Below are 26,670 nucleotides of genomic sequence, written 5' to 3' on the forward strand. Positions count from 1 at the left end.
TCATGGAACAAAAAACAAAACGAAGATACATTACCGGCCTTGATGGTGTGCGCACCTTGGCTGTTTTAGGCGTTATCTTTTATCACCTTTTGCCTGATAAAGTAAAAGGCGGCTATTTAGGGGTAGCGATATTTTTTGCAATTTCAGGTTATTTGATTACCGATCATTTAAATCAAGAGTGGCAAGCAACTGGGAAGATTCGCTTACTGACCTTTTACAAAAAACGATTAAAGCGTCTGTGGCCCAACTTAGCGTTGGTAATGGTGCTTTCCACTGCGTATATTACGTTATTTCAACGTAACCTCTTGAATAATTTACGAGGCGTATTTTTTAGTAGCCTATTATTTTTCAATAACTGGTGGCAAATCAATAATGGCGCTTCTTATTTTGACCGCTTCAACAATGAATCGCCTTTTACCCATATTTGGTACACCGCTGTTGAGGCTCAAAACTATTTAATTTGGCCCATTATATTTATTATATTGATGTTGCTTTTGAAAAAAAGAGGGAAGATTTTTATTGCCATTGTGATTGGTGCTATTGCTTCGGCAATCTGGATGGCGATTTTATTTAAGCCTGGTAGCGATCCAACACGGGTGTACTATGGGACGGATACCCGTGTCTTTGGAATTTGGTTAGGTAGTGCGTTAGCATTCATTTGGCCTTCGAATCATTTAAAAGAAAAAATTCCCCGCGAAGCCAAACGCTTATTAAATGGGGTGGGATTAGGTTCTTTACTCCTTTTGATTTTGAGTTTCTTTTTCTTAAGTGATCAAAGTAAATTTTTGTATTATGGCGGCTTCTTTTTAATCAGTATCTTATGTGTTTTGTTGCTGGCCGTCGTGGTACATCCTGGTGCCAGCTTAAACAAATGGCTTACCAATCCGATTTTTAGCTACATTGGCAGTCGGAGTTATTGGATTTATTTGTATCAATATCCGGTCATGATTTTTTATGAAGCAAAAATAAAAAACTTAGCAGACAATGTTTTGCTACACACGATAGTTGAAATCTTTTTAATTATGCTTTTGAGTGAACTATCGTATCAGTTCTTTGAAAAGCCATTAAAAAACTTTGACTACAGTAAAACTTGGCAGACAGTCAAAGGCTGGTTTAAAAAACCAATCTTAAGTCGCCAGAAACCAGCGCTAATCCCAACTATTGCCATCTTAGCAATTACACTGGTAGGTTTAGTTATTGCGCCGGTAAATCACGTAGATGCTAATCAGCAAAGAATGAAAGAACAGATCTTAGCCAATCGCAAGATTGCCGCTGAATCGAAAAAAACTGCAAAAGAAAAGACAACTGAAAGCTCAACTAGCGGAAGTCAAGATAAAGAAGCCACCGCAAAACAAGCAGAACAACATTTAGAATTAGCCAAGAAATATGGTGTCACAGACCAACAAGTAAAAAAATCTGATGCGGCGAAATTTACTTTCTTTGGTGATTCGGTCATGTTAGGCGCAGCAGCAGGTTTAAATGAAATGTTCCCGAATTCAGTAGTAGACGCTGAAATTAATCGGCAGGTCTATGCTAGCGTAGATTTACTGCAAAAACTAAAAGATGATAAATTGTTACATGATACAGTCATTATTGGTCTTGGGACCAACAGTCCATTTACAGACCAACAATTTGCCGACATTATGAATGTAATGGGGAAAGACCGCAAAGTTTACTGGATCAATATGCGTGCCCCGACTGTTCGAACACAAGGTACAGTTAATGCAGCTTTGACCAAAATGGCAAAGCAATATAAAAACTTAACAATCATTGATTGGTATGATTATAGTATCAACCATGGTGAGTGGTTTTATGAAGATGGCACCCACATCAATCCAGATGGGTTAACCAGTTATGTAAAACTAATGGTGGACAGTTTAATTAAAGCCTAAACTGAAATAAGAAAGAAAACTCCTTTTATCCAAGTATTTATCAGTATTAACTGATCGGCTTGGTAAAGGGAGTTTTTTACTTAAGTGATAAAGACGTTGAAAACATCTTTATGAATGGATTGTGGTACCATTAAATGGTAAACAGCTTTGACAAAAGCCAAGAAAAGAGATGTACTTTTTAAGTAATAAGCGTATCTTTACTAAAGAAATCTAGCAGAAAACTTAATTAAAAGGAGCATAACAATGACAGTAGATTATGATTCAAAAGCTTATTTAGCAAAAGTTGATGCATGGTGGCGTACGGCAAATTATATTTCAGTTGCACAAATATATTTAAAGGACAATCCGTTACTTAAAGATGAACTGACCAAAAAAGATGTTAAAGTTCACCCCATCGGTCATTGGGGAACAATTGCAGGTCAAAATTTTATTTACGCCCATTTAAATCGGGTAATCAATAAATATGATTTGAATATGTTCTACATTGAAGGTCCTGGTCATGGCGGTCAGGTAATGGTTTCAAATTCTTATATTGATGGAAGTTATTCAGAAATTTATCCAGAAGTTACGCAGGATGAAGCTGGTTTAAAAAGACTGTGCAAGATTTTCTCATTTCCAGGCGGGATTGCTTCTCATGCAGCACCAGAAACGCCAGGTTCTATTCATGAAGGTGGCGAGTTAGGTTATTCGTTGTCCCATGCAACAGGCGCTATTTTAGATAATCCAGAAGTTATTGCCGCTACCGTCGTGGGAGACGGAGAGGCAGAAACAGGGCCGCTAGCAACATCGTGGTTTTCAAATGTCTTTATTAATCCAGTTAATGATGGGGCTGTCTTACCAATTTTACATCTAAATGGGGCTAAAATTTCTAATCCGACAATTTTGTCGCGAAAAACAGATGAAGACTTACAAAAATATTTTGAAGGAATGGGTTGGGCGCCTATTTTTATCAGTGGCGATGATCCTGAAACTCTACATCCACAAATGGCTAAAGTCATGGATAACGCCATCGAAAAAATTAAGGAGATCCAAACAAAGGCTCGTCAAGGTAAAGCTGAACAAGCGGTCATGCCGCATTGGCCTATGATTATCTGTCGCACACCAAAAGGCTGGACCGGGCCAAAAGAATGGGATGGCGAGGCAATCGAAGGCAGTTTTCGGGCGCACCAAGTTCCTATCCCAGTTGATGGTAATCATATGGATCATAGTAAGGCACTGGTTACATGGTTAAAATCATATCGCCCAGAAGAATTGTTTGATGAAAATGGAACAATTAAAGCTGAAATTCGTAAAATAGCTCCCAAAGGAAAAAAACGAATGTCAGCCAATCCAATTACAAACGGTGGTCTTGATCCGCAACCATTAAAAATAACAGATTGGCATAAGTATGCTATTGATACGGCCACCCATGGTGCAATAACCGCCCAAGATATGATTGAATTTGGTAAATTTGCGCGTGATTTAATCGTAGCTAACCCGCATAATTTTAGAATTTTTGGTCCAGATGAAACAAAATCGAATCGCTTAAATGAAATATTTGATGTCACAAATCGCCAATGGTTGGAACCAGAAAAGCCTAAATATGACGAATGGTTAGCACCAGTTGGACGAGTAATTGACTCGCAATTGTCAGAACATCAAAGTGAAGGATTCTTAGAAGGGTATGTATTAACAGGAAGACATGGCTTTTTTGCCTCCTATGAAGCTTTCTTGCGTGTGGTGGACTCTATGATTACTCAACATTTCAAATGGATGCGTAAAGCCCATGAACAATCTTGGCGAAAACAATATCCTTCTTTGAATTTGATTTCTAGTTCGACTGCCTTTCAACAAGATCACAATGGCTATACCCACCAAGATCCGGGAATTTTAACGCATTTAGCTGAGAAAAAACCGGAATTTATTCGGGAATATTTACCAGCTGATACCAATACCTTAATGGCAGTAATGGCAAAAACACTCGCCTCGGCAGAAAAAATCAATTTAATCGTGTCTTCTAAACATCCCCGTCCGCAGTTTTATTCGGTGGAAGAAGCAGAAATATTGGTGAAAGATGGCTTGAAGATTATTGAATGGGCCTCAACAGATGGAGATGAAAGTCCTGATGTTGTCATTGCCGCAGCAGGTACTGAACCAAACATGGAAGCTTTAGCAGCGATAACGATTTTGCACAAAGATTTTCCCGACTTGAAGATTCGCTTTATCAATGTCGTTGACTTGTTGAAATTACGTCATCCAGCTGTTGATAAGCGGGGCTTAACGACAGAAGAATTCAACAGTTATTTTACCAAAGATAAGCCAATCGTATTTTGCTTCCACGGTTATGAAGGTTTGATTCGCGATATCTTCTTTGATCGTGAAAATCGTAATCTACACATCCACGGCTATCGGGAAAATGGCGATATTACAACGCCCTTTGATATGCGTGTATTCTCTGAAATGGATCGTTTCCATGTTGCACAAGATGCTGCACGGGCAGTTTATGGTTCTAAAAGCGCTGAATTTGTCCAAAAAATGACAGATACACTGAATTATCACCACGACTATGTTCGTGCTAATGGCGTAGATATTCCAGAAGTTGAAAACTGGCGCTGGGAAGAATTGTAGTCGTAATAAATGAATTGTACAGAAGTATCTTTTTTTGTGATGTATAAATAAAAAAGATAAGACCAAATTGTACCGACCCCCAAAAGTTAGACCAAAAATCTAACTTCTGGAGGTCGGTATTTTTTATTATTAGTCCAGTCTTTTTTCATTTATTGGAAAATGAAGCAAATAAATTAGTTAATTACTGAAATGGTGCATGTACCGAGGGATAGCGGCACTGATAGTTGTCGGTAAAACGACGTAATTTTTGGCAGAAAGCAAATCACCAATGTAGCTATGAAGATAAACAGCGGCGCAAACAGCAGCGTCTTTTGCTGCAAATTGTGCTAGAAAACTTGTAATAATGCCAGCTAATGTGTCACCGGTACCACCAGTAGCCATGGCGGGATTACCTAAAGGACACCGATAATTCTTTTTGTTTGTATAAATTTCTGTACGGTGGCTTTTTACAACAATTGTGGCAGCTAATTTTTTTTGATAGGTGTGATTGGTTATTTCATTTTGATCTGCAATAGCAATCCCGCTTAGACGTTGCCACTCCATTTGATGAGGGGTGAAAACAGTCTTGTCAGGGTGAGGCAGCGTTAATTTTTCATGGGCGAATAAACTGATAGCCGATCCATCAATGACTAGCCACTGTTTTTCTTGTCGGCTCAAGACAAATTTTAATAAAGCGAGACTATGTTCTTCTAATCCGAGACCAGGGCCAATTAAGAGAACATCAGCACTTTCAATAATTGTACGCAGAGCTTTTGGTTCGTTCCAATCAAGTACCATGACTTCAGGTAAGCGGGCGTGCAGAGGAGCGTGATTTTCTTTTGCGGTAATGACTGTTACCAGACCTGCTCCACTTTTGAGACAACTTTCTGCACTCATGATTATGGCGCCACCATACTGGGCATTGCCGCCAATTAAAACTGCACGACCAAAAGTTCCTTTATGGGAAATTGCAGGTCGCTTTTTTATAACGGTCGTTAAAATTTCTTCAGTTAAAGTCTCCATTTTTTACTCCTTTGGTAGTTATTGACAGCTTTTTAAGCAGTGTTGTTTGAAAATTGTAAAACCTACTTGCTATGATGAAAAGTAAGTAAAATTTTGCGTGAAATATGCAATAAGTTTCTTAGAATTTTAAAATGAATAGGAAAAAATTTCTTAGGATTAATTTTTTTGTTAGATCTTCTTTTAGTTCATTATAACGAATCTTTTCCCCCTTACCAAAAATCAATCGCCATCCTTTGTCAAAAAGCCTTTAAAAGTGGTATGATGGTTGGGAAAATAACGAAGCTTTATACGAAGACAAACGATTTTGAATGCACCTATTTAAATCTAAGTCGCGTAATCGTCAGGAGGAAATGCAGATGGAAATCAATTGGCAAAAAGAAGTCGAAGCTAGAAAAGACGACTTATTAAAAGACTTATTCGACTTACTTCGCATTAACAGTGAAAGAGATGACAACAAAAAAACAGCGGATGCACCCTTTGGTCCCGGACCACGAGATGCTTTAAAACATATGCTGGCTTATGGTGAACGAGACGGATTTACAGTTAAAAATGTTGATAACTATGCTGGTCATATTGAATTTGGTGAAGGGGACGAAACCCTTGGTATCTTTGGCCATATGGACGTGGTACCAGCTGGTGATGGTTGGCAAACAGATCCTTATGAACCAGAATTAAAAGACGGGAAAATTTTTGCCCGCGGTTCTTCTGATGATAAAGGGCCAAGCATGGCAGCTTATTACGGTATGAAAATTGTTCGTGACTTAGGATTGCCATTGAGCAAAAAAATTCGTTTTGTTGTTGGTTCTGATGAAGAATCAGGCTGGGGCGATATGAATTACTATTTTGAACACGAAGAAAAACCAGATTTTGGCTTTTCACCAGATGCTGAATTTCCAATTATTAATGGTGAAAAGGGAAATATTACCTTAGGGGCACATTTCCATGGCAATAATGAAGGAGAATATCGCTTGAAGAGTTTTGCTGCCGGGCTAAGAGAAAACATGGTTCCTGGTGCAGCAAATGCCAAAGTTATTCTGCCAAATGACAAAGCAGCCCTAGAAATGGAAAAAGCGTTCTATGACTTTGTAGAAAAAAATCCTGTTACAGGAACAATTACAGTTGAAGGCGTCGAAGCTTCATTGGAATTAGTGGGTAAAAGTGCCCACGGTGCTAGCCCACAATCTGGGATAAATGCGGGAACTTTCTTGGCATTATTCTTAGACCAATTCAAATTTGGTGGCGGAGCAAAACAATTCTTACACGTAGCAGGCACGATTATTCATGAAGATTTCTACGGTGAAAAATTAGGCGTAGCTTATGAAGATGAAAAAATGGGCAAACTTACGATGAATGCTGGTTTGTTTGCTTTTAAAGAAAGCACTGACGGTTTCCAGGCTGATAATTTTATCGCCATGAACTTCCGGTATCCAAAAGGTATCACAGCAGAAGGTTTGGAAATTTCAATTGATGGTAATTTAGGTATGCAAGGTGCTTCTATTACCCATAACGAACGCAATATGTTACCACATTACGTACCAGAAGATGATCCATTGGTAGCGACATTATTGTCAGTCTACGAAGATCACACTGGTGAAAAAGGTCATGAAAAAATCATTGGTGGTGGCACCTATGGCCGCTTGTTAGAACGTGGCGTAGCTTATGGGGCAATGTTCCCAGGGTATGTGGATACCATGCACCAAGCAAATGAATTTATGACATTAGACGATTTATTGCGTGCAACAGCCATATACGCCGATGCGATTTATCGCTTGGCGAAGTAAAATATCTGTTTAATAATTTTCTGTTGTTTGTTGTCCGTCCAAAGCATTGATAAAGCAATGAATCAATTTTATCAATTACGAAAGAAAACTATAATAAAAGACACTGCGGTGTGATTTTTTTGGGGGATTTCACCAATATCACACCGCAGTTTTTACATATTTTTTAAATCAAACTTATTTCTGCGAAACCATAGTTATCTGATCTTTTAAGTGCTAAACTAATACCTCCGTCTTTATTGTAGAATAAGTAGCCTTGACGTTCGTACAAATGATAATCATTGAAAAATTCTGATATTCCAACTATATCTCTTAACACAGTTGCTGGATTTAGCAGTTTAGTAAATACTTTGACGGTTCTTTTTGTTAGAGTATTAGAGCTAATTATATCTATTTCTGCATTAGTCTTTTCTATTGAGTAATTACCTTCTCCTGCACTCCGTTGACCTGTAATATTATTAGCTGGCACCATTACCCTCAAATTAATTGAATCATCAGCAGCCAAAGAAAGTTCTAACTGGGCATCTTTGTATGCCCCTTTTAATACCTTATTATTTTCAAAAACACTAAAATCAATTCCAAATTTACTAGTATCCTCGGCTATAATTCTAAAGGAATTGTCTATAGACTTATCATAGCTTGTTGATGGAATAGTTTCTTCAGTTTTACTAGATGTTTGAGTTGTTGTTATTGCTAAACTTGTTGTAGTCGAATTGGTAACTGTTGTGTCTAAGCTGTTGTTCGTTTCAGTGGATGCAGTTTCATTTTTCTTACCAAGAGTATTTAAAATGAATAAAACCAAAAGCACACAAATAATAGTTAACATAATTACCATAAAGATTAAACCCTTATTTTTGTTGTGTTTATGATGCTGGCTTCTGTTTTCCATTATTTATCAACTCTCTTTCTAATGTCTCAATTATAGCATAGTGGGGGATGATATAATAAAAGCCATTAATTATTTTGACATCAAAAAAATTTTGTCCAGAGAATTTTCTCGGTGTGATTTTAGTGTGATGTTTCATTTTTTGATACTGAAAAAAGCTGGTATAATAGTAATTGTCGTAGTGTGCGATTTATCGCTTGGCAAAATAAATTAAAAATTAAGAGGTTAAAATCTTAGCCTGCTTGTTTGAAAACACTGGGACAAAAAGAAGATGTACTTTTTAAGTAAAGCTGCATTTTATTGCGTTTGAATTTGCGCAAATCATTTTTGTTCGGGTGTTTTTCTTTTATTTATGAATTTTGTCGGGAGAGGAGGATTAGATGAAAAAGCGTAGCTGGTTTATTATAGGAATTGTGTTGATAGTATTACTAGGCGGGGTTTGGTATACAAAGTATCATCAAGAAGAGTCAGCGCTACTGAACACGCAGCGGACCAAAACACAGCAATTGAAAATTATCGAAGCTTATCCTGCTGTCTTTCAAGCTTTAACTAAACAAAAAGATGAAAAAGAAAAAATGTATCCTATTCCTGGCTTGTTTACAGGTGAGAGTATTAATTTAAAAACAGGGAAGAAAGAAACTTGTCATGATCTAACGCCCCAAGGAATTGCGGTCAGCGGCACTGAAATTTATATCAGTGAATATTGCCACTTGCATGAACATCATTCTGTGGTACAAGTTTTAGATCGCGCAACCAAAGATTGGGTACAGACGATTATTGTGCCAGGTAAACCACACTTAGGGGGTTTAGTTTATCGCGCCAAAGAGCAACAGCTTTGGCTGGCTACTGAAACAAAAAAACATGCTAGTCTGTCCTTATTGTTAAAAGAAACGATGACAGCTTATGACGCTAATCTTAGTCTGCGGCCCATCAAATATGATACCGTCATCCCAGTAGGCGATATCCCTAAAGCTTCACTTTTGGCTTATTTGGATCCGTTTTTAGTCGTAGGCTATTTTTCCAATCATCAGCAAGGTAAATTAGGGCTATTTCCTTTTGCTCCTAATGGGGATCTGATTTCTGTTGTTAGTAAAACACAAAATTTAAATGATTTAGGTTCAGTAGATGATTTACAAACAGAGGATACAGAGAAAATCTTGAAAAAAATTCAAGGGATTACCTATTGGAAAAATTATATGTTGATGTCCCAATCTTTTGGCAGTCACAATAGTAAACTGTATGTTTTTGACTTGCAAGATACAGTCGGTGGTTTTAGCCCAGCCTCCGCTAAATTGATTTTAGATTTTCCACCTTATTTGGAGCAAATTACAGCAGATGGGGATGATCTGTTTGCGATGTTTGAAAGTGGCGCCAAAGCTTACCGAAGCCATACCAATAAAAATGTCGAGTATGCTTTACAATTAGATATAAAAACATTGTTGCAATCTTTAGTAGCAAAATAAAGCACACTCCACATTTAAACGGGCGACAAAATAAAAAACGACTACAGTGCCCACAGGCATACATAGTCGTTTTTTTAGTTGGGCAAATTGCACCCAATGATTATTAGTCGCTAATTTTCACGCGTTGAACATCTAAGACCGTTCCGGTTTTTGCATCGGCCAAAAATTCATAGGTCACTAACTGCTCGTCTTCTAAACGTGTAATGCCGCCTTCGTAGCCTTCTGAATGAATGGCGAACTTTCGTAAAGGTTGTTTCTCGAAGTTAATCCAAGAACCTTCGATTGGACCTTCTTTTAAAAACTCTTCTTTTACGATTTGCAACACATCATCTGCGCGCAATGTTCTTTTTTTTTGCAGCCAAAAGGCAGAAGCCATCCCGCCAACTAGACCAACACCCATTCCCAGCGCCAGTCCGCCTTTAAAATATGAAAATTCATTTTCGTTGTTCATTCGGCGCCCTCCTATACTTTTTCATCCAGTAATTTCGGTTGTTAATTTCCAGAGCGTATCTTCTTTCATTATCCACTTTCATTTTATCACAAAGTAAAAAAATACATAGAAAAAACTACTTTCGAAACGAATGGATTTTGCTTAGGATTTGTTATGCTATAATAGGCACGTAAAGATTTTTTATGAAAGAAGGGTTAGCCTCCGGGCGTAAATAGATGGAAGAAAAAACATTTGCACGCATTAAAGAACTAACAGAACTACAAGGAACAAGTGGCTTTGAACATGAAGTCAGAGCCTACATGAAAGAAAAAATGACACCTATTGTGGATGAAGTGCAACAAGATGGTTTAGGCGGACTTTTTGGTATCCGTCACAACGAAGATGAAGATGCACCACGGGTAATGGTGGCAGCCCATATGGATGAAGTCGGGTTCATGTTGACAGAAATTACGGCAACTGGCTTATTTAAAGTTGTTCCATTAGGTGGTTGGAATCCTTACGTTGTTTCAGCACAACGTTTTACTTTAAAGACGTCAACAGGCCACAACTATCCATGTATCTCTAGCTCTGTTCCGCCACATTTATTAAGAGGAACGAGCGGACAACAAAATGTTTCAGTCGACAGTATTTTATTTGATGCTGGTTTTGCTTCAAAAGAAGAAGCTTTAGAATATGGCGTTTTACCAGGGGACACAATTGTACCGCAAGTTGAAACGATTAAAACTGCCAACGGCAAAAATATTATTAGTAAAGCATGGGACAACCGCTACGGCTGTACACTTGTTTTAGAAGCATTGGAAGCTTTGCAAAATGAAAAACTAGGTCATACTTTAATTGCTGGTGCCAATGTGCAAGAAGAAGTCGGTTTAAGAGGTTCAAAACCTTCTGTTTCTAAATTTAAACCAGATTTGTTCTTTGCGGTAGACTGTTCTGCGGCAGATGACACCGTTACAAAAAATGGGACATTCGGTCACTTGGGTGAAGGGACGTTAATGCGTATTTATGATCCAGGTTTGATTATGTTGCCTCGCTTGAAAGAATATTTATTAGATACCGCTACGACCCACAATATTCCTTATCAATACTTTGTTTCAAAAGGTGGAACAGACGCTGGGGCAGCCCATACAACAAATGAAGGTGTTCCTAGTACAGTTATCGGCGTTTGCGGTCGTTACATTCATACGCACCAAACAATGTTTAGTATTGCCGATTTTGAAGCGGCCCGTGAAATGTTAATTCAAACATTAAAAGGACTAGATAAAAGTACAGTAGCTACAATTGTTGACGGCAAATAACCGGTAGTAGTTAACGAAAAGTTTGCTATAACGCTATAATAAGAAGTTACTTTTGATTAGCAGCATTATTTAGACTATGTAAAATGTAAAAAGGAGATACTATGATTATTCCAAAGAATTTAGAAGAATTAGCAACCTATGTAGATAAGGGACAAAACGTCTTTTTCTTCACTGCTGATTGGTGCGGTGATTGCCGTTTTATTAAGCCAGCGTTACCAGAAATTGAGGCGGATTTTCCCCAATTTAAATTTATTGAAGTCGATCGTGATGAATACATTGATGTTGCTGCAAAATGGAATATCTTTGGCATTCCCAGTTTAGTAGCCGTTAAAGACGGTAAAGAATTGGGGCGCCTAGTAAATAAAGATCGTAAAACCAAAGGAGAAATTGAAGAATTTCTAAACAGCTTACCACAAGCATAAAAAGGGGAGATTATCATGAGTGGACAGGCGTATCAAAATATTTTAGTCGGTATTGACGGTTCAGAACAAGCAACCCAAGCTTTTCAAAAAGCAGTGGAAGTTGCGCGGCGTAATAACGGTAAAGTTTATGTTGCTAATGTCATTCAACAAAATGTACCAGTCTTAATGGGCTATAGTTCTTTAAATCAAAATATTGTTGATCAAGAAACCAATACCGCCAAGTTGTTGATCGAAGAATGTAAGGAATATGGGAAATCCGTTGACTTTACCAATATCGAAGGTATTATCGCTTATGGTTCAGCCAAAAGTGCAATGGCCCAACAATTACCGGAAAAATATGCGATTGATTTGGTGATGGTGGGACAATCAGGTTTGAATGCAGTGGAACGTTTTATGACTGGCAGTGTAGCAAGTTTTGTTATCCGAGAAGCTCCATGTGATGTTTTAGTCGTAACTTATGAAGAAAAAAACGAAAAAGCATGACGGCTCCCTTCTTTTTTGGTAAGATAGCTAGCGGTAGTTAAGACGATTGGCTACAAATTTTTTTAAAGAGTTATTTTGAGGAGGAAACGTTGTGATTTTTGCATACAACAAAGCCCATGTTGGCGATACTTTATTAGTAATGATGGCTGACGACAAGGGATTAGAACAAACTGTTGAACGAAAATTCAATATTGCGCAAATTAAAAATAGCGCAGGTACAATTGTCGGTTGGAATTTTTTCCACGTTTCTGAATTTTTAGCATTAACTGGCAATGGGGCCATTTCACTAACAGATGAACAAATTGATCTTCTAAATGAAAAATTAGCAATTTCTGGTTTTAGTGAAAAGCTACCTTATGATCACAAACCACATTTTGTTGTTGGTTTTGTCGAAAGTTGTGTACCACATCCAGATAGCGATCACCTATCGATTACAGAAACTAAGGTCGATGATGGGGAAGTCTTGCAAATTGTCTGCGGTGCAGCCAATATTCGCGAAGGGCTGAAAGTTGTAGTTGCTAAACCTGGTACAATGATGCCTGATGGAATGCTAATTTGGCCGGGTGTATTACGGGGTGTAGAAAGCTATGGCATGATCTGTTCTGCTAGCGAATTGGCATTACCCAATGCACCACAGAAAAAAGGTATCTTAGAATTAGGGCAAGATGCTGTTGTTGGCAGCGAATTTAAACTAGCTTAAAAGTAAAAAGGGAGCTTTTCACATTTTGGTGAGAAGCTCCCTTTTTGCTGAAAAGATTGTTTTAGAAAAAAACTAACCCCCCGCAGCCACTCGCTACGGGGGGTTCCTGTTTAAATTAGTTATTTTGCTTTAAAGCTGATTGATCGATGGTTAGCGAAACTTTTGTTGTGTGTTCTTTACTACCACGATAGTAAGTAATTTCAATGGAGTCGCCAACTTTTTTCTTATACAAAGCTGATTGTAAATCAGAACTTGAGTCAACCTCTTTGCCATCGATTTTTGTGATGACATCGTATTGTTTTAAGCCAGCTTGTTCTGCAGGAGTAGCATTTTGAACAGAAGTGATAACGACACCATTTTTAACAGTATTTGGTACTTTCAAGATTTGTTCTTGTTGTTGTGACGTTACAGCAGATAAGTCAACCATCGTAATACCAAGTGCTGGACGAATAACTTTACCATTTTTCTCAAGTTGATTGATAATGGAGACTACATCGTTACTTGGAATGGCAAAGCCCATCCCTTCGACACTAATATCAGAGCTTGAAGAATTTGTTGAAGCGATTTTACTTGAGTTAATCCCGATTACTTGACCGGCGATATTTACTAAAGGACCACCTGAGTTACCTGGATTAATTGCCGCATCGGTTTGAATCGCACTAATATTGACACCTGTTTGAGAATCTGACACTTGGCGATTCAATGAAGAAATAATCCCAGATGTTACGGAGTTTGCATATTGTGAACCTAGTGGTGAACCAATCGCGATTGCAGGTTCGCCAACTTTTAACGCAGATGAATCACCAAAAGTAGCTGTTTTGTCAACCTTATCACTATTAATTTTTAAAACAGCTAAGTCAGTATAACTATCGGTTCCAACTAATTCAGCCTTGATTTTTTCACCATTTTTTAAAACAACTTCCAAGCCATCTTGTCCTTCAACAACGTGATTGTTGGTAACCACATAAGCTGTTTTGCCATCTTTTTTGTAAATGACGCCGCTACCTTCGCCGACAGCTTGTAAACCACCTGATTCGCTATCACTTTCTGATTCAGACTCAGAGCGCCCTTGACCAAAAAGATCACCAAAAGGATTATCTGATGAGGCTTGTTGCTTTTGTAAGTTAATGACAGAGACGACCGCATCTTGAACCTTATTAACAGCTGAGGTTATATCTGTCTCGGCATTGACCTTAACGTTCGAGACTTTTGTGTCGCCACTTGCAGTAGTCGTTTGTTCGGTGGCAGTATTATTCGGTTGTAAATCTGCGCCAGTGGCCAGTAGATAACCACCACCTACTAATACAGCACCTAAGACACCACCCAATAGTCCGACTAAAAAGCGGCTAAGTGTGCCTTTTGATTTTTTTCTTTGCATGTCCATTTCCCCCTTAATGTGGAATTCTTATAATTATAGTATATGATTTATTGCTGAGTTTAGTCTAATTATAGACTTTGAAAAAAATATGAAGAAGTTGGTATGAAATATTTCACAAATGGCGAAAATTTATCTTTTGGTGTTTCAAACGGTTGTTATCTCGTTTTAAGAGTACTTGGGGATTAGTTATCCACAGACTTGTGAACAATGTGGATAAAAGTGTTGAAACGTATGTTTGCATGGGTTTAGTGGGGGCAATCCGGCGTTTTTGCGTAATAAATATTTAGCGAAAAGAAAAACGCGTGTGTAAAACTTTGTGGTAAACTAAAACAGACTTATTAACACTTGGGGAAAAGAGGTAAAACATGCAAATCAGAATTATTGCAGTCGGTAAATTAAAAGAAAAATATTTGGTCCAGGGCATTCAGGAATACATGAAACGTCTAGGAGGCTATACAAAAATTGAATTAATTGAAGTGCCCGATGAAAAAGCACCCGAAAACTTAAGCGATGCGCAAATGATGCAAGTCAAAGAAAAAGAGGGCGAACGGATCTTAGCTAAAATTAGAGAACAAGACTATGTTTTTGCACTAGCAATTGAAGGTGTAAATCCAACTAGCGAAGCATTTGCCAAACAAATTTCACAATTGATGGTCCAAGGAAAAAGCAGTTTTGTTTTTGTAATTGGTGGCTCTTTGGGCCTAAGTCCAGCGGTTATAAAGCGAAGTGACACGCAAATTTCCTTTGGCAAAATGACCTATCCTCATCAGTTGATGCGTTTAATTTTAGTGGAGCAAATATATCGTGCTTTTCGGATTAATAACGGGGAGCCGTATCATAAATGAGGCTATTTAAATCCTGTAATGAGGAATTTTATTTAGAAAATGGCAGTATCGCTAAGGTAGCAGGGCTTGCGTAATTTAACACGGAGATAAATGGATTTTATTAAAAAAGAAGTTATGCATGATTGTTTATAAACGAAAAGATAATAATAAAAAATCTGCTGTGAAAACAACCGATATTTCATTTACGAAAGTTCAGGATTACATTTTAAAGTGTGGTCCTGAACTTTTTTATTGAAGAATAACGAGACGTCCAGAAGCTGATAAAATAGTGTTTTGAGTAGTAATGACTTCGCTTACTTGATACAATGAGATTAAAATACAACTAGGAAAACGAGGTGTTTTTATATGAAATATTGTCCAGAATGTGGGAGTAAGGTGATAGCGGGGGCAAAATTTTGTCCAGAGTGTGGTTACAAAATTCTGGCTCAAAATGAAAAAGCAACATTTCCTGGGGTAGCAGTAACCAAAGTTTCTTCTGTTGTCTATATTAAAAGAACTTTAGCCAAATCGGGGATTGAAGAGACTAGTGTCATACCGAATATTGCTGAAAAAACATTGCTTACAGCATCAAAAACAATAGCTAGAGATACTAATCCCGCATTAATTCTTGGAATCATGAATACGGCCCTTTTTAAAAAAGGAAAAACGGGAGCGGTATTCACAGGTACCGAAGTCTTTGTGCGGGGAATGCTTGAGAATTCTGTGAAAATACCATACGAAGGAATAGTGGATGTAGCATATAGCGTTGAAAGAAAGGGAAATAGTAAGAGAAAGATAACAGAAGTTGCCATTCTCACAGTAGATTATCAAGATGGTAACTCTATTCGTGTCGACTCAGAACAGCTAGATTCTGATTTTCCACTTGAGTTTTTAGCCCAACTGCTGCAAAACTTTAATTTGAATGTAGACAAAATAGAGACTAATATTGAAATTATTTAGTAGCGATTGTAGGACTAGAGATTATTAGACGGGATTTAAACATTTAAAAAGTAAAATTTTTTTCTTAATGAATGAAGGTCAACGATAAAAATTATCTTTTGGGAAATGTACGTATAAAGATTTTGTTTCATTAGATTTCGGGATGCTAAAAATCACCTAAAACATAATTACTTGCAAAAACTAAGCGCGTGTAAGTGTGCTATAGTTATGAAGACTTATGAGAATTATGGATAGCCTTGTAGATGCCGCATTTTAGCGCTGCTGGTAATATGTGCTGTTTTATTTCTTGAGGTAACGTAGAAAATAATTTGGAGGAACAAATGAACAATAACGATCGATTATTACGGTTGCGTTATGCAATCGACCTTAAAGATGCTGATTTAATTAAAGCTTTTGAACTCGGTGAGCACCCTGTGACCAAAGAAGAAGCCCGGGCGATGCTGACAAAAATTCAAGAAAAACACGAAGACAATGCAGAAAAAAATGTCTACGAAAAAGCCATCAATAATCAAGTTTTTGATGCTTTCTTAAACGGCTTGATTCTTTTAGCCCGGGGTCCGCAAAAAGATAAACCGGCAACAGCAGACACACCACAAAAGAGTAAGGAAATTAAACATATCAATAATGTCTTACTGAAAAAGTTGAAAATCGCACTTTCAATGACGACTGAAGATATCTTAGCTATTTTTGCGGAGGTTGAGCTTTACCCGTCAAAAGGAGAAATCGGCGCTTTTTTACGAAAAGAAGGACAACGGAACTTTAAGTCTTGTGGCGATAAATATATGCGTAATTTTCTTAAAGGATTGGGAATTTATAATAGAAGAAAGTAGTAGAAAAATTGATAAAGAGGACCCGTCATTAGGTAGTACCGATAATGACGGGTCTATTTTTCTTGAAATCGAAAGTTCATTTGAAAGATATTCTAGACTGATTCATACTATAAAAATAATAAAAAGATACTAAGCTTACAAGGAAGCTTACCATCAATTGGCTGACCTTGTAAGCTTAGTATTTTTGTTGTCAGGATTATTTTGTAGGAGTTTTTTTAATTAAGTTTTTTATTACTCTTGAATTTCAGTTGAACCTTATTTTGAAATTAGGCGAACTAATAATTGCCCATCGAAAAGCATAAAGAAAAGTAAGCATGTAAAAAAACGGAAATGATACCCAAAAGTCCAATACTTCATTTGGTGAGGCTTAGCTATGATTGGAAATTTGCGCGTAGCCTAAGCATAGTAGAAAAATAGAAAAGGATCTTATGTGTTAGTGCGTGGTCTTGTTATAAACCCCGCGCCAAGCGAAAATTTTAGTCTATTAAATGGATATTTCACAATTCAATCATTTTACATCTGCATAAAAGGACAACTATAATCAAAATATACCTACCGATTGGTACAAAAAATTATTGGAGGCGCGCTATGGAAAAATATGAAAATATTATTATTGGTTTTGGAAAAGGTGGTAAAACACTGGCAAAAACGTTAGCTGCAAAAGGACAATCGGTTTTAGTTATTGAAAAATCACAACGAATGTATGGTGGAACGTGTATTAATATCGGGTGTATTCCGTCAAAATCACTTATTTTAAATGGCGAAAAGAAGATGGATTTCGTCACTGCTGTGGAACATAAAGAAAAACTAACGAAAATGTTACGTAATAAAAATTATCATATGATTGCTGATGAAGCCACAGGCGTAGTGCTAGATGGCACGGCGCGTTTTATTTCAGACCACATTTTAGAAGTCGCTTTACCAGATGGCACAAAAATGCAGGTTGAAGGGGAAAAGATCTTCATTAATACCGGTGCGTTGCCGATTATCTTGCCTATTGCTGGGTTGGCACAAAGTAAATACCTGCTTGATTCCACCAGCGCAATGGATCAGGAAAAATTACCAGAAACACTGGTCATTATTGGGGCTGGTTATATCGGTTTAGAGTTTGCTTCAATGTTTGCTAGTTATGGTAGTAAAGTTATCGTTTTAGATGCGCATACTGAATTTATTCCACGCGAAGATGACGATATCTCAGAAATGATCTATCGTGATTTAACGAACGCAGGCATTGAGTTTCACTTAGGTGTAACGGTCGATCAAGTAGTAGACAAAGACGCTACCGTTGAAATTAGCTTCACAGAAAATGGCGAGATGAAAAAAGTTGTTGCGGATAAAGTTTTAGCTGCAACTGGTCGAAAACCAAATACTGCAGAACTAGGTTTGGAAAACACAACAATTTCAGTCGATGATCGTGGTGCTATTGTCGTCAATGATCTACTGCAGACAACAGCAAAAGATGTTTGGGCAATTGGGGATGTTAAAGGCGGCTTGCAATTTACTTATATTTCCTTAGATGATTATCGGATTATTTTGGATCAATTGATTGGAGAGAAAAAGCGCCGAGTCTCTGATCGTGAAGTTGTTCCTTATAGTGTCTTTATTACGCCACCGTTGTCTAATGTTGGCTTAACTGAAAAAGAGGCTAAAAAAAAGGGCATTGCGTATAAATTATTCAAATTCATGTCTGCTGGAGTGCCTAAAGCACAAGTTTTAGAAGATCCAAAAGGTATTTTTAAAGTTCTGGTTGATCCTGAGACTAACCAAATATTAGGTGCAAGTATTTATGCTGAAGAATCCCACGAAGTCATTAATTTGATCGCCTTAGCAATGAAGGGCAAACTGCCTTATACATTATTGCGTGATCATATTTATTCACATCCAACCATGAGTGAAGCGTTAAATGATGTTTTGAAGTAAACAAATTAAATTTACTTTGAAAAATTGGGTATAGCATTCGTGAAGAGGAACACTCAAAAGGAGAATTATTACTTTGAGTACAAAAGAAAAACTAATTGCTGCAGCCCGGGAGCTAATCTACCGACAAGGCTATAACAATACCTCCATTCGTGATATTCTACTGGCTGCAAATGCTGGCAAAGGGCAACTTTATTATTATTTTGATTCGAAAAAAAGTATCGGACTAGCAGTTATTAAAGAAAATATTGCCATTTGGCAAAAAGAATTGTTTGAAGGTATTTTAGCCCCCAGCTCGCAGCCGGAAAAGGATTTTGCTGAAATGCTCACTTGGATTTTTTCCTTCCATCAAAAACAACAACACTATTATGGCTGTCCGATGGGAAATCTTATCGTAGAGTTGTCCTTAGAAGATGAAGATTTTCGAATTTTACTAAATGATTTTATGCAACAATGGCTTGTAGCTTTGGCAAACAAAATCAAAGTATTACGTTCAATTGATTTAGCCGCCGCTAAAATAGCGGCACAAAAAGTTATTGCACAAATTCAAGGAAGTATCCTTTTGCTAAAAGTAACGCAAGACTTAACAATTTTGGAAAGCAACCTACTGGAACTAAAAAAACACTATATAAAAGCCAATTAGCTTTTATGCTTAAGAACCTGTCAGGCTCTCTTTGGTTTATAAGGGGAGTAGGGCAGGTTTTTTAGCAGTAAAGCTAAGATTCTTTAGGGTTATCCTTGTAAAAAAAGTAGCCCCATGATTTGAAAAAGACTTTGCCTGCAGTACATTATTCAGCGACTTTAATTATTGGCTTAGATAAACTACTAGTCTTTATTTTTTTTGCTATTACATACATGAGTTAAATTTGTGGGCGGTAGATGTAATCTGGATAAAATCGTTTTTGCTAGCAATATCAGTCTAATTGTTAAATAGGTCCGATAAAAAAATTAACAATAAAAAATCCTCCAAAGCCTTACGCAAGATTTTGGAGGATAGGTGTTATTCTTTGTAATTGTGGGTAGCCTGTAAAGTGCCGTCCTTTTTATAAATACGTAAAGTTGACTGTTTATTAGTAGCAATTTCTTTGCCCCGTTTAATCGCCTCTTCTTTGTTTGAATACGTATCACTGGCACGTTTAGCACCTACTGATAGTACTTCCCAAAAATCATTCCTATATTTTACTAGTACATCAGCGGTTAATAATTTTGGTGCATTGTCATCTTTCTTGTGAAAATCATTTTTTTGCGGATCGGCTGCTTGTTTAAATTCGGCTTTTTCTTTTTCATCGGCAGCGGCATACCATTTTTCTGCTTGACTCGTGGCAATCGGAATCGCGCGATCTTCAGGATAGCCATCTGCTAGTAACGCATTGGCAATTTCAATTGTCTTCTTTTTTACTAAGGGCTCCAAATTTTTCAGTGATGCCGGATAGTCCAACATGTCCCATGCCATAAAATAACCCCCTTTGTATTGTTAATTTCATCATACTACGATAAAAATTTTTTTAAAATGGATAAGGTTGACTGAGAGATTTTATTAACGGGTAATAAGTTAGCTTCTAATTAAAGCTAGTTTAATATGGGATAGAGCAATGGATGTATTGCGAAATATTGTATCAAAAAGTATCAATAAAAAAATTACCCCATGCACGATTTTTAGAGCGGGGTAAATCAGTTTATTGATAATAATTATCTAAGAATAAGGATTTTTTTGAGTAAAACGTTCAGAAATTACCTGTTGAATCAAAGTTTCTATTTCTGCGACATCATATTTATTGCAGCAATCAGAAAAAACATAGTAATAGCTTTCCCTTGTTCGAAAAGACTCAAGATATATATTTGAGAGCAGTATATCACCGGGAGTATCTTCTTCATACAGAACTAAATCCAGCTCATATTTATTTCCTAATGTATTTTTTAAAATTTGAATCGTAAGGGATGCTAAAAATGGATTAACACTATGGTGAACAGAAATCAAAATACGTTTATTTGATAGATCTTGCGCAATGTTTAAGATTGAAGAGTAGTTTATTTCAGATAAAATACTTCTATAACGCTGAAGTGGGTCATCAGGATAAAACTGGTTTTGACAAAAATCCATAAAGTCGTGGACGTCTTTGGAATCTGTAGGTGTTCTTAAATTTTGGGCTGTTAAAAAAATTCCCCAAGAATCGAAATTAAGCACAAAACCATTAAAATAATAAAGTTGTGAATGGTATTGATAGAGATAATGGGACAAGATGCGGTGCCTTTTTGGGAAAGCTTCACTTTCAATATAGCCAATACGACACAAGTAACTTAAAATTTGTTGATTTTGATAATCTAAGTAAGTTTTTTCTTCTCGTTGCTGTTTTGCCAGTCGAAAAGCAAATGACGAGTAAACTGAAAAATTTCGCGTACTACAAAAGAAATCGTAAAACATTAGACCTTCATGAAGTGTATAAGGGCGATCATAGTTTTTCATATATTGAAATAAAATACTATTTATAATATCAAAAAGCGGACGATCCTTTTGTTCAAAATCTTTTGGAAAACTGTAATCACGTGTTTGATTAAAGCGGGTAAAAGATATTTTCATCCATAGTTTAATTTGAAGTTCTTCCATCTGGTCAAAGGTTACGTCTAGTTGTTCTTTGAGGTCTTGGATAAGGGGACCATACATTTGATTGACTTCTTTACTGAACTCGCTTTTGTTTTCTTTTAAAAACCAATAATAGCTATAAAAAAAATAACGAATTTGATTTTCACTGCCGGTTATTTTTCCTCGTTTAATGGTTATTTGGAATTCTTCCAAAAGTTCGTTTAGTTCGGCAATCCGTCTATAGTAAGTTGCGGAGCTAATATTAAATTGATCTTGAAAAACTGGTCCGTTGATGGATCCATTGTCAAAAAGCCACTTCACTATTTGAAATTTTGTTGAGTGTTCTAAAAATTTTAGAAAGCACACTTTCAGCGGGAAGGTGGGATCTTTTTTAAAAGTGAGAGTTTGCTGTTCTTCGATTATTTCAATACTATTAGAGAAGCCATTTTCTACGACAAAATCAGCTAATAATGCCAGATACTCTGTCAATGTATTTGGTGTAATTACCAAATTTTTACAGAGTTCATCTTTGGTGCAAATACCACCATTATTGTACAAATAAACCAGAATGTCGTTCATAAAATCATATGGTTTTTCTAATAACTCTCTTTTTAGCAAAGTAACACCCCCTTGGTAATACGATCAATGATTTCATAGCTTTAAAAATGCCAGTGGAAAATTAGTACATTTATATAATATTAGAAAAAATAAAAAAAATGAAGTAAAATGAAGTCGATTGAGACAAAAGGAGCGTAGCGAAATGAAAAAAACAGTAGTTATCGGTGCCTCCCACAGTGGACAGATGGTAGCAAGTGAAATTAAACGATTTGACCCGGATCATGAGGTTGTTTTAATTGAAAAAGAAAAAAATGTACCCTTTATTGCTAGTGGTATTAACTTAGTTTTAAAAAATAAAATCCACGATTTATCTGACGCAATCGCCCCCTTAGTCGATTTAGATAAAATTGGGGTTAAGTCTTTTTTTGGTTATGAAGTTGTTGAGATTAATTGGAATAAAAAAACTATTCGTTATACTAATGGCAAAGGTTTACAAGAAGAGGACTATACTAATTTAGTTCTTGCGACCGGTTCTAAACAGTACTTGCCGCGACAATACATGAATGTAAAAAATATTTATAATTATAAATCATTTTCAGAATCTCTAGATGTTTTGAAAGTGTTAGAAAATGCTAATACTATTGCGATTTCAGGGACAGGTTATGTTGGGGTAGAATTAGGAGAAGTATTAACCCAATTGAACAAGCAAGTATCTATCATTGGGCCTACCAAAAACTTGATACAAGAGTATTACGATCAAGAAATAAGTGATTGTATTAAGCATAAATTTACTAATTACGGTACTTCTCTTTTTTTAGAAAATCAAATTATGGATATAAATGAAGAAGATAACAGGCTTAACTTACAACTTTTGGAGGGTTCTGTTGCTTGTGATGTTTTAATAATGGCGAATAATTCAAGGCCTAATAGTGAACTATATTGGAATGGTTTAAGAATTTCGCAAGACAAAACAGTAGAAGTTAATCAGTATCTTCAAACCAATCAACCGCAAGTATATGCTATCGGGGATCTTATTGCGTTACCGAATTTACTGACTAAGAATAAGACAAGACTATCGCTAATTACCGAGGCACGACAAACGGCTAGGATTGCAGCGTTAAATATAGTCGGGAAAAAAACTGTTATGCCAAAACAACTTAATATTTCTACAACGCAACTTTTTGGATTATATTTTGGTTCAGTGGGTTTAACGAAAGAAAAACTTGAACAGTCGAATATTGCCTATAAGACGATTAGGGTTGGAAATCTCTCTTCGTTTGAGAAAATACGAATTTCATTGCATGTGGATTTTAAGGATAGAATAGTGGGTGTACAAATAGTAAGTGAAAAAAATATCCAGACGTTACTAGATCTGTTGGAAATTGTTATTAGAAGTGGCTGGAAAATGGAAGAGCTATATTGTAATAACACATCTTTTTTCCCAATGTCACCAAGTTTTACGTCCGTACTTCATGAAGCTGCAGCCTGCTACTTAGCACAAATACGAGAAGAGTAATCATCCATAGTATTAAACAATTATTGAAATTTTAAAAGACACAAAAAAATTGATGTAACGTAATTTTTACTATTTGATTGGTATTAGTAAAGGCAATAAAAAGCAGACCTATCTTTTAAAATAGATAGGTCTGCTTTTTATTGCGGGCGTACTATGGTTAAGATATCTCCAAACAAAGCGTAATTATTCCCAGCTAATCGCGCAACTGGTCGCAATTTTTCATTGAGAATATATTCTTTATCTAGGTCGAAAACACTTTCAGCAAAATAATAATCCAAAACTTTTAAAATAAATAAATCAGAGATTATCACGCCTTGATCATCTTTTAAAGGGATTTCGTGTTGTAACTTAACTTCTAAACGAATTAATGGGTCGATAAGTCCAGGAGTGGCAACACTGCGACTTTTAACTGTTGGCATATCGATTAAAGAAAGTTCACTTTCATCAGGCTTTAGACTAGCGGCCGTTTCATTCATTTGATGTAAAATATTTTCATCTACGACATGAATGACCCCTTCTTTTGTCTGACTCAGGTTTCTGGCAGTATCTTTTTTTTGGCCATTTTTTCGGGTAGTTGCAATCAAAACATAAGGTAAGTCACTAGAGACTACTGTGAAAAAACTAAATGGCGCCAGATTAACGACATCATTTTCACTACTTTTGGTTGTAATCCAAGCAATTGGTCGCGGGGCAACTGCGCCTGTTAAAAATTTGTAATTTTGTTTTGGTGCCAATTTATCGGCTGAAAAATGGATCATAAATGAGCCTCCTTAAAAATAAGAATACAATAATACCCGAACGTCAATTGTGCTACCTATTTGCTGTCTATTTTTATCATATCAATTTATAGACAACAGTAAAACGATAGCGTTGTGTTCGGGTAATTATCTTACTTATTTTAAATGAATTGAATTAAAAATCGGGATGATTTTATTCTTACGCACGTTTAGTATTGGCATCACTTGTGTCAAATGGGCGTACATAATCTTCAATTTCTTGTCGTTTGGGTTCCAAGAAAGGTGGTAAAGATAAAATTTCGCCGGCGGTTTCATAAGTTTCGTCTTCTAAAAAGCCAGGACCATCTGTTGCAAGTTCAAATAAGACATTTGGTGCAGCCATGAAGTATTCAGAGGCAAAGTAAAAACGTTCTGTGAACCCTGAATTTGGAAATTCCAACTCATTAATGCGACCAATCCACCATTCCAAAGCTTCTTTATCCGCAACGCGTAATGCTAAGTGGTGCACATTACCAAAACCTTCTGTAGCTCGAGGGATATCATCACGGTGTTCTACAATAATGCTGGCACCGTTACCCCCTTCACCAATTTCAAATAAATGAAAGTCTCCATCATTTGCTGTTTCTTTAAAACCTAAAACATTTGTTAGAACTAAGTTCATGTGTTCAAAATTTTCAATTGTAACAAAAGCAGGCCCTAAGCCAATTAGCGCGTGCTCACTGGGCACATTGCTGTTTTTCCAAGGTGTACCACCGGCAACGCCTTGGTTATTTTGGTCAGAAATCAATTGATAGCGTTGATTATCAAAATCTTCAAATTCCATATACTTCTTACCAAAGCGTTCTTTAATTTCGCCATGTTCGACTTTGTGATCATCAAAGCGAGATGTCCAGTAGGTCAAAGCAGCATCATCTTTGACACGAAATGAAGTACGAGAAATTGTATTTGTACCTTTCGTACCTTTTGGAATACCTGGAAAGTCAAAAAATGTCATATCTGTTCCGGCAGAACCTAAGTCGTCTGTGAAATATAGATGATAAGTTTCGATATCATCTTGATTTACTGTCTTTTTAATTAGACGCAGTCCTAAGATATCAGTAAAAAAGCGATAGATTTTTTCAGCGCTTGAAGTCATTGCAGTAACGTGGTGAAGCCCTCTAATTTGTGTATCCATTTTAATTCCTCCAAATTGGTCAAATAGTATTCTTACTAAAAGTAAGTATAACGATTAAACATATTTTCAGCAATTAATATGCTTTAATTACTTATTAAAATATGGAAAAGCTTATCCACTTAAATTATATATCCCACTTTTTTGAATGAATTTCAATTGAAAAAATTTACCATAGTCTGTTACTTTGGAGTACACTAAATAGTAATAAAAAGTAAAGGATGTGTTGGTTTGAAACAAAATCATCTGTTTTTTGATTTGGATGGTACCATTATCAATTCACAAAAAGGAATTTTTTCTTCGATTCGTTATGCATTACAAAAAATGAACTTATCGGATTTATCAGATGAAGAACTACTTTCCTTTATTGGACCACCGCTGTTAACATCATTTAAAAAAATCGGTATGGATGAAGAACAAGCAAACAAGGCGGTTGTTTTTTATCGTGAACATTATCAACAAAGTGGGATGTTTGAAATCACTCCTTATGAAGGTATCGAGGAAGCTTTAGCCAAACTAGCTAAGGAAAAGCAGCTTTATTTAGCTACTTCAAAACCAGAAGTTTTTGCCAAGGCAATTTTAGATTTTTTGGACTATACACAATACTTCACTGGGATATATGGCGCCGACTTGGATAATAAACGCAGTGAGAAAGCAGCAGTTTTAGCTTATGGGCTTGAAAATACTGGATTAAAAGATAAATCTACTGCTGTCATGATTGGTGATCGGGAAAATGATATTTTAGGTGGTAAAGCAAATAATATTTTACCAGTTGGTGTTTTGTATGGCTTTGGCGACCAAGCAGAATTAAAGGCAGCAGGGTGCGAAATTTTTGTTGAATTACCAAAAGATCTAATTAATCTGTTTAATGGATAACTTAAAGAACTAGGTTTTGATACCTAGTTCTTTTACTATTTAAAATGGGAAAAAGAGCAATACAGAAAAAATATAAAAAAATTTTTAACGAATTTATTGAACGTAGTCATCGACAACCTAAGATAAATATGACTTATTTTCTTTTGATTAACCTGGGTTAATTTTTTGAATTCGGTGCAAATACGAACGTTGGGATAAAAGCTAGGATTATACAAGTTTACACCGGCAGATTTTTTTGTTTTTTTTGTGTTGACCAATGCTTCTTAAAGTGGTAAATTAATCAACGTTGGCAAGGCAGTCACACGATTGAAAACAACTTGAAACATTTTTGAAAAAAGTTGTT

Annotated in this window: 23 protein-coding genes; 15 read left to right on the forward strand and 8 right to left on the reverse strand. The window is 36.4% G+C overall.

The features are described 5' to 3' along the window. The first annotated feature begins 2 nt into the window (after positions 1 to 2). Together K4422_RS12220 and K4422_RS12225 are read left to right on the forward strand one after the other, a co-directional pair. Positions 3 to 1,892, forward strand: a complete 1,890-nt coding sequence (locus K4422_RS12220; RefSeq protein ID WP_230711285.1) for an acyltransferase family protein — start codon at positions 3 to 5, stop codon at positions 1,890 to 1,892. Positions 1,893 to 2,135: 243 nt separating this feature from the next. After that, on the forward strand, positions 2,136 to 4,499 hold the full coding sequence (locus K4422_RS12225; protein ID WP_230711286.1) for a phosphoketolase family protein: 2,364 nt from the start codon (positions 2,136 to 2,138) through the stop codon (positions 4,497 to 4,499). A 177-nt stretch (positions 4,500 to 4,676) separates the two neighbouring features. Here K4422_RS12225 and K4422_RS12230 read toward each other — a convergent pair whose 3' ends face one another. Beyond that, positions 4,677 to 5,501, reverse strand: a complete 825-nt coding sequence (locus K4422_RS12230) for an NAD(P)H-hydrate dehydratase (protein ID WP_230711287.1) — start codon at positions 5,499 to 5,501, stop codon at positions 4,677 to 4,679. Between the two features lie 356 nt (positions 5,502 to 5,857). On the opposite strand from K4422_RS12230, the gene pepV reads away from it, so the two are divergent. Then, the gene (gene pepV, locus K4422_RS12235; RefSeq protein WP_206903623.1) at positions 5,858 to 7,282 is read left to right on the forward strand and encodes a dipeptidase PepV; all 1,425 of its coding nucleotides are present in this window, start codon (positions 5,858 to 5,860) and stop codon (positions 7,280 to 7,282) included. Positions 7,283 to 7,445: 163 nt separating this feature from the next. Here the strand turns inward: pepV and K4422_RS12240 are convergent, their stop codons facing one another. Next, entirely contained in the window at positions 7,446 to 8,168 is a 723-nt protein-coding gene (locus K4422_RS12240; RefSeq protein ID WP_230711288.1) for a hypothetical protein, read from the reverse strand. A 377-nt stretch (positions 8,169 to 8,545) separates the two neighbouring features. On the opposite strand from K4422_RS12240, the gene K4422_RS12245 reads away from it, so the two are divergent. Then, positions 8,546 to 9,628, forward strand: a complete 1,083-nt coding sequence (locus tag K4422_RS12245; RefSeq protein WP_230711289.1) for a hypothetical protein — start codon at positions 8,546 to 8,548, stop codon at positions 9,626 to 9,628. A 103-nt stretch (positions 9,629 to 9,731) separates the two neighbouring features. On the opposite strand, the gene K4422_RS12250 is transcribed toward K4422_RS12245, so the two are convergent. Beyond that, complete coding sequence (locus K4422_RS12250) at positions 9,732 to 10,079, reverse strand: PepSY domain-containing protein (RefSeq protein ID WP_206903625.1); 348 nt, start codon at positions 10,077 to 10,079, stop codon at positions 9,732 to 9,734. Between the two features lie 215 nt (positions 10,080 to 10,294). Here K4422_RS12250 and pepA point away from each other — a divergent pair, with 215 nt between their 5' ends. The 4 genes from pepA (at position 10,295) to ytpR (ending at position 12,979) form a co-directional block, all read left to right on the forward strand. Beyond that, positions 10,295 to 11,374, forward strand: a complete 1,080-nt coding sequence (pepA, locus tag K4422_RS12255) for a glutamyl aminopeptidase (protein ID WP_230711290.1) — start codon at positions 10,295 to 10,297, stop codon at positions 11,372 to 11,374. A 101-nt stretch (positions 11,375 to 11,475) separates the two neighbouring features. Continuing rightward, entirely contained in the window at positions 11,476 to 11,796 is a 321-nt protein-coding gene (locus tag K4422_RS12260; protein WP_206903627.1) for a thioredoxin family protein, read from the forward strand. Positions 11,797 to 11,811: 15 nt separating this feature from the next. Further along, the gene (locus K4422_RS12265) at positions 11,812 to 12,279 is read left to right on the forward strand and encodes a universal stress protein (RefSeq protein ID WP_230711291.1); all 468 of its coding nucleotides are present in this window, start codon (positions 11,812 to 11,814) and stop codon (positions 12,277 to 12,279) included. A 91-nt stretch (positions 12,280 to 12,370) separates the two neighbouring features. After that, positions 12,371 to 12,979: a YtpR family tRNA-binding protein gene (gene ytpR / locus K4422_RS12270; RefSeq protein ID WP_230711292.1), complete on the forward strand. Its 609-nt coding sequence runs from the start codon at positions 12,371 to 12,373 to the stop codon at positions 12,977 to 12,979. A 115-nt stretch (positions 12,980 to 13,094) separates the two neighbouring features. On the opposite strand, the gene K4422_RS12275 is transcribed toward ytpR, so the two are convergent. Beyond that, positions 13,095 to 14,357 carry a S1C family serine protease gene (locus tag K4422_RS12275; protein ID WP_206903630.1) on the reverse strand — a complete coding sequence of 421 codons (1,263 nt, stop codon included), beginning with the start codon at positions 14,355 to 14,357 and terminating at the stop codon, positions 13,095 to 13,097. 365 nt (positions 14,358 to 14,722) lie between these two features. Here K4422_RS12275 and rlmH point away from each other — a divergent pair, with 365 nt between their 5' ends. From rlmH to K4422_RS12300, 5 genes are all read left to right on the forward strand, one after another. Continuing rightward, complete coding sequence (gene rlmH, locus K4422_RS12280) at positions 14,723 to 15,202, forward strand: 23S rRNA (pseudouridine(1915)-N(3))-methyltransferase RlmH (RefSeq protein ID WP_230711293.1); 480 nt, start codon at positions 14,723 to 14,725, stop codon at positions 15,200 to 15,202. A gap of 345 nt (positions 15,203 to 15,547) precedes the next feature. Continuing rightward, complete coding sequence (locus K4422_RS12285; protein WP_230711294.1) at positions 15,548 to 16,141, forward strand: zinc ribbon domain-containing protein; 594 nt, start codon at positions 15,548 to 15,550, stop codon at positions 16,139 to 16,141. A 320-nt stretch (positions 16,142 to 16,461) separates the two neighbouring features. Beyond that, a complete protein-coding gene (locus tag K4422_RS12290) occupies positions 16,462 to 16,971 on the forward strand; it encodes a DUF1456 family protein (RefSeq protein ID WP_230711295.1) in 510 nt (169 codons plus the stop codon). A gap of 588 nt (positions 16,972 to 17,559) precedes the next feature. Then, the gene (locus tag K4422_RS12295) at positions 17,560 to 18,891 is read left to right on the forward strand and encodes an FAD-dependent oxidoreductase (protein ID WP_230711296.1); all 1,332 of its coding nucleotides are present in this window, start codon (positions 17,560 to 17,562) and stop codon (positions 18,889 to 18,891) included. 73 nt (positions 18,892 to 18,964) lie between these two features. Next, positions 18,965 to 19,531 carry a TetR/AcrR family transcriptional regulator gene (locus K4422_RS12300; protein ID WP_206903635.1) on the forward strand — a complete coding sequence of 189 codons (567 nt, stop codon included), beginning with the start codon at positions 18,965 to 18,967 and terminating at the stop codon, positions 19,529 to 19,531. A 357-nt stretch (positions 19,532 to 19,888) separates the two neighbouring features. Here K4422_RS12300 and K4422_RS12305 read toward each other — a convergent pair whose 3' ends face one another. Both K4422_RS12305 and K4422_RS12310 read right to left on the reverse strand, forming a co-directional pair. Further along, complete coding sequence (locus K4422_RS12305) at positions 19,889 to 20,341, reverse strand: DUF2188 domain-containing protein (RefSeq protein ID WP_230711297.1); 453 nt, start codon at positions 20,339 to 20,341, stop codon at positions 19,889 to 19,891. A 240-nt stretch (positions 20,342 to 20,581) separates the two neighbouring features. Continuing rightward, positions 20,582 to 22,087: a helix-turn-helix domain-containing protein gene (locus tag K4422_RS12310; protein WP_230711298.1), complete on the reverse strand. Its 1,506-nt coding sequence runs from the start codon at positions 22,085 to 22,087 to the stop codon at positions 20,582 to 20,584. Positions 22,088 to 22,229: 142 nt separating this feature from the next. Between K4422_RS12310 and K4422_RS12315 the strand changes: the two genes are divergently transcribed. After that, positions 22,230 to 23,543, forward strand: coding sequence for an FAD-dependent oxidoreductase (locus tag K4422_RS12315; RefSeq protein ID WP_230711299.1), 1,314 nt, complete (start codon positions 22,230 to 22,232; stop codon positions 23,541 to 23,543). Positions 23,544 to 23,680: 137 nt separating this feature from the next. Here K4422_RS12315 and K4422_RS12320 read toward each other — a convergent pair whose 3' ends face one another. Together K4422_RS12320 and K4422_RS12325 are read right to left on the reverse strand one after the other, a co-directional pair. Beyond that, complete coding sequence (locus tag K4422_RS12320; protein ID WP_206903639.1) at positions 23,681 to 24,301, reverse strand: flavin reductase family protein; 621 nt, start codon at positions 24,299 to 24,301, stop codon at positions 23,681 to 23,683. Positions 24,302 to 24,479: 178 nt separating this feature from the next. Further along, complete coding sequence (locus K4422_RS12325) at positions 24,480 to 25,454, reverse strand: ring-cleaving dioxygenase (protein WP_206903640.1); 975 nt, start codon at positions 25,452 to 25,454, stop codon at positions 24,480 to 24,482. Positions 25,455 to 25,682: 228 nt separating this feature from the next. Between K4422_RS12325 and K4422_RS12330 the strand changes: the two genes are divergently transcribed. Next, positions 25,683 to 26,327 carry an HAD hydrolase-like protein gene (locus K4422_RS12330; RefSeq protein WP_230711300.1) on the forward strand — a complete coding sequence of 215 codons (645 nt, stop codon included), beginning with the start codon at positions 25,683 to 25,685 and terminating at the stop codon, positions 26,325 to 26,327. Positions 26,328 to 26,670: the final 343 nt, after the last annotated feature.

It is taken from the genome of Enterococcus sp. SMC-9 (genome assembly GCF_021011285.1).
Taxonomy (GTDB): Bacteria; Bacillota; Bacilli; order Lactobacillales; family Enterococcaceae; genus Enterococcus_C; species Enterococcus_C montenegrensis.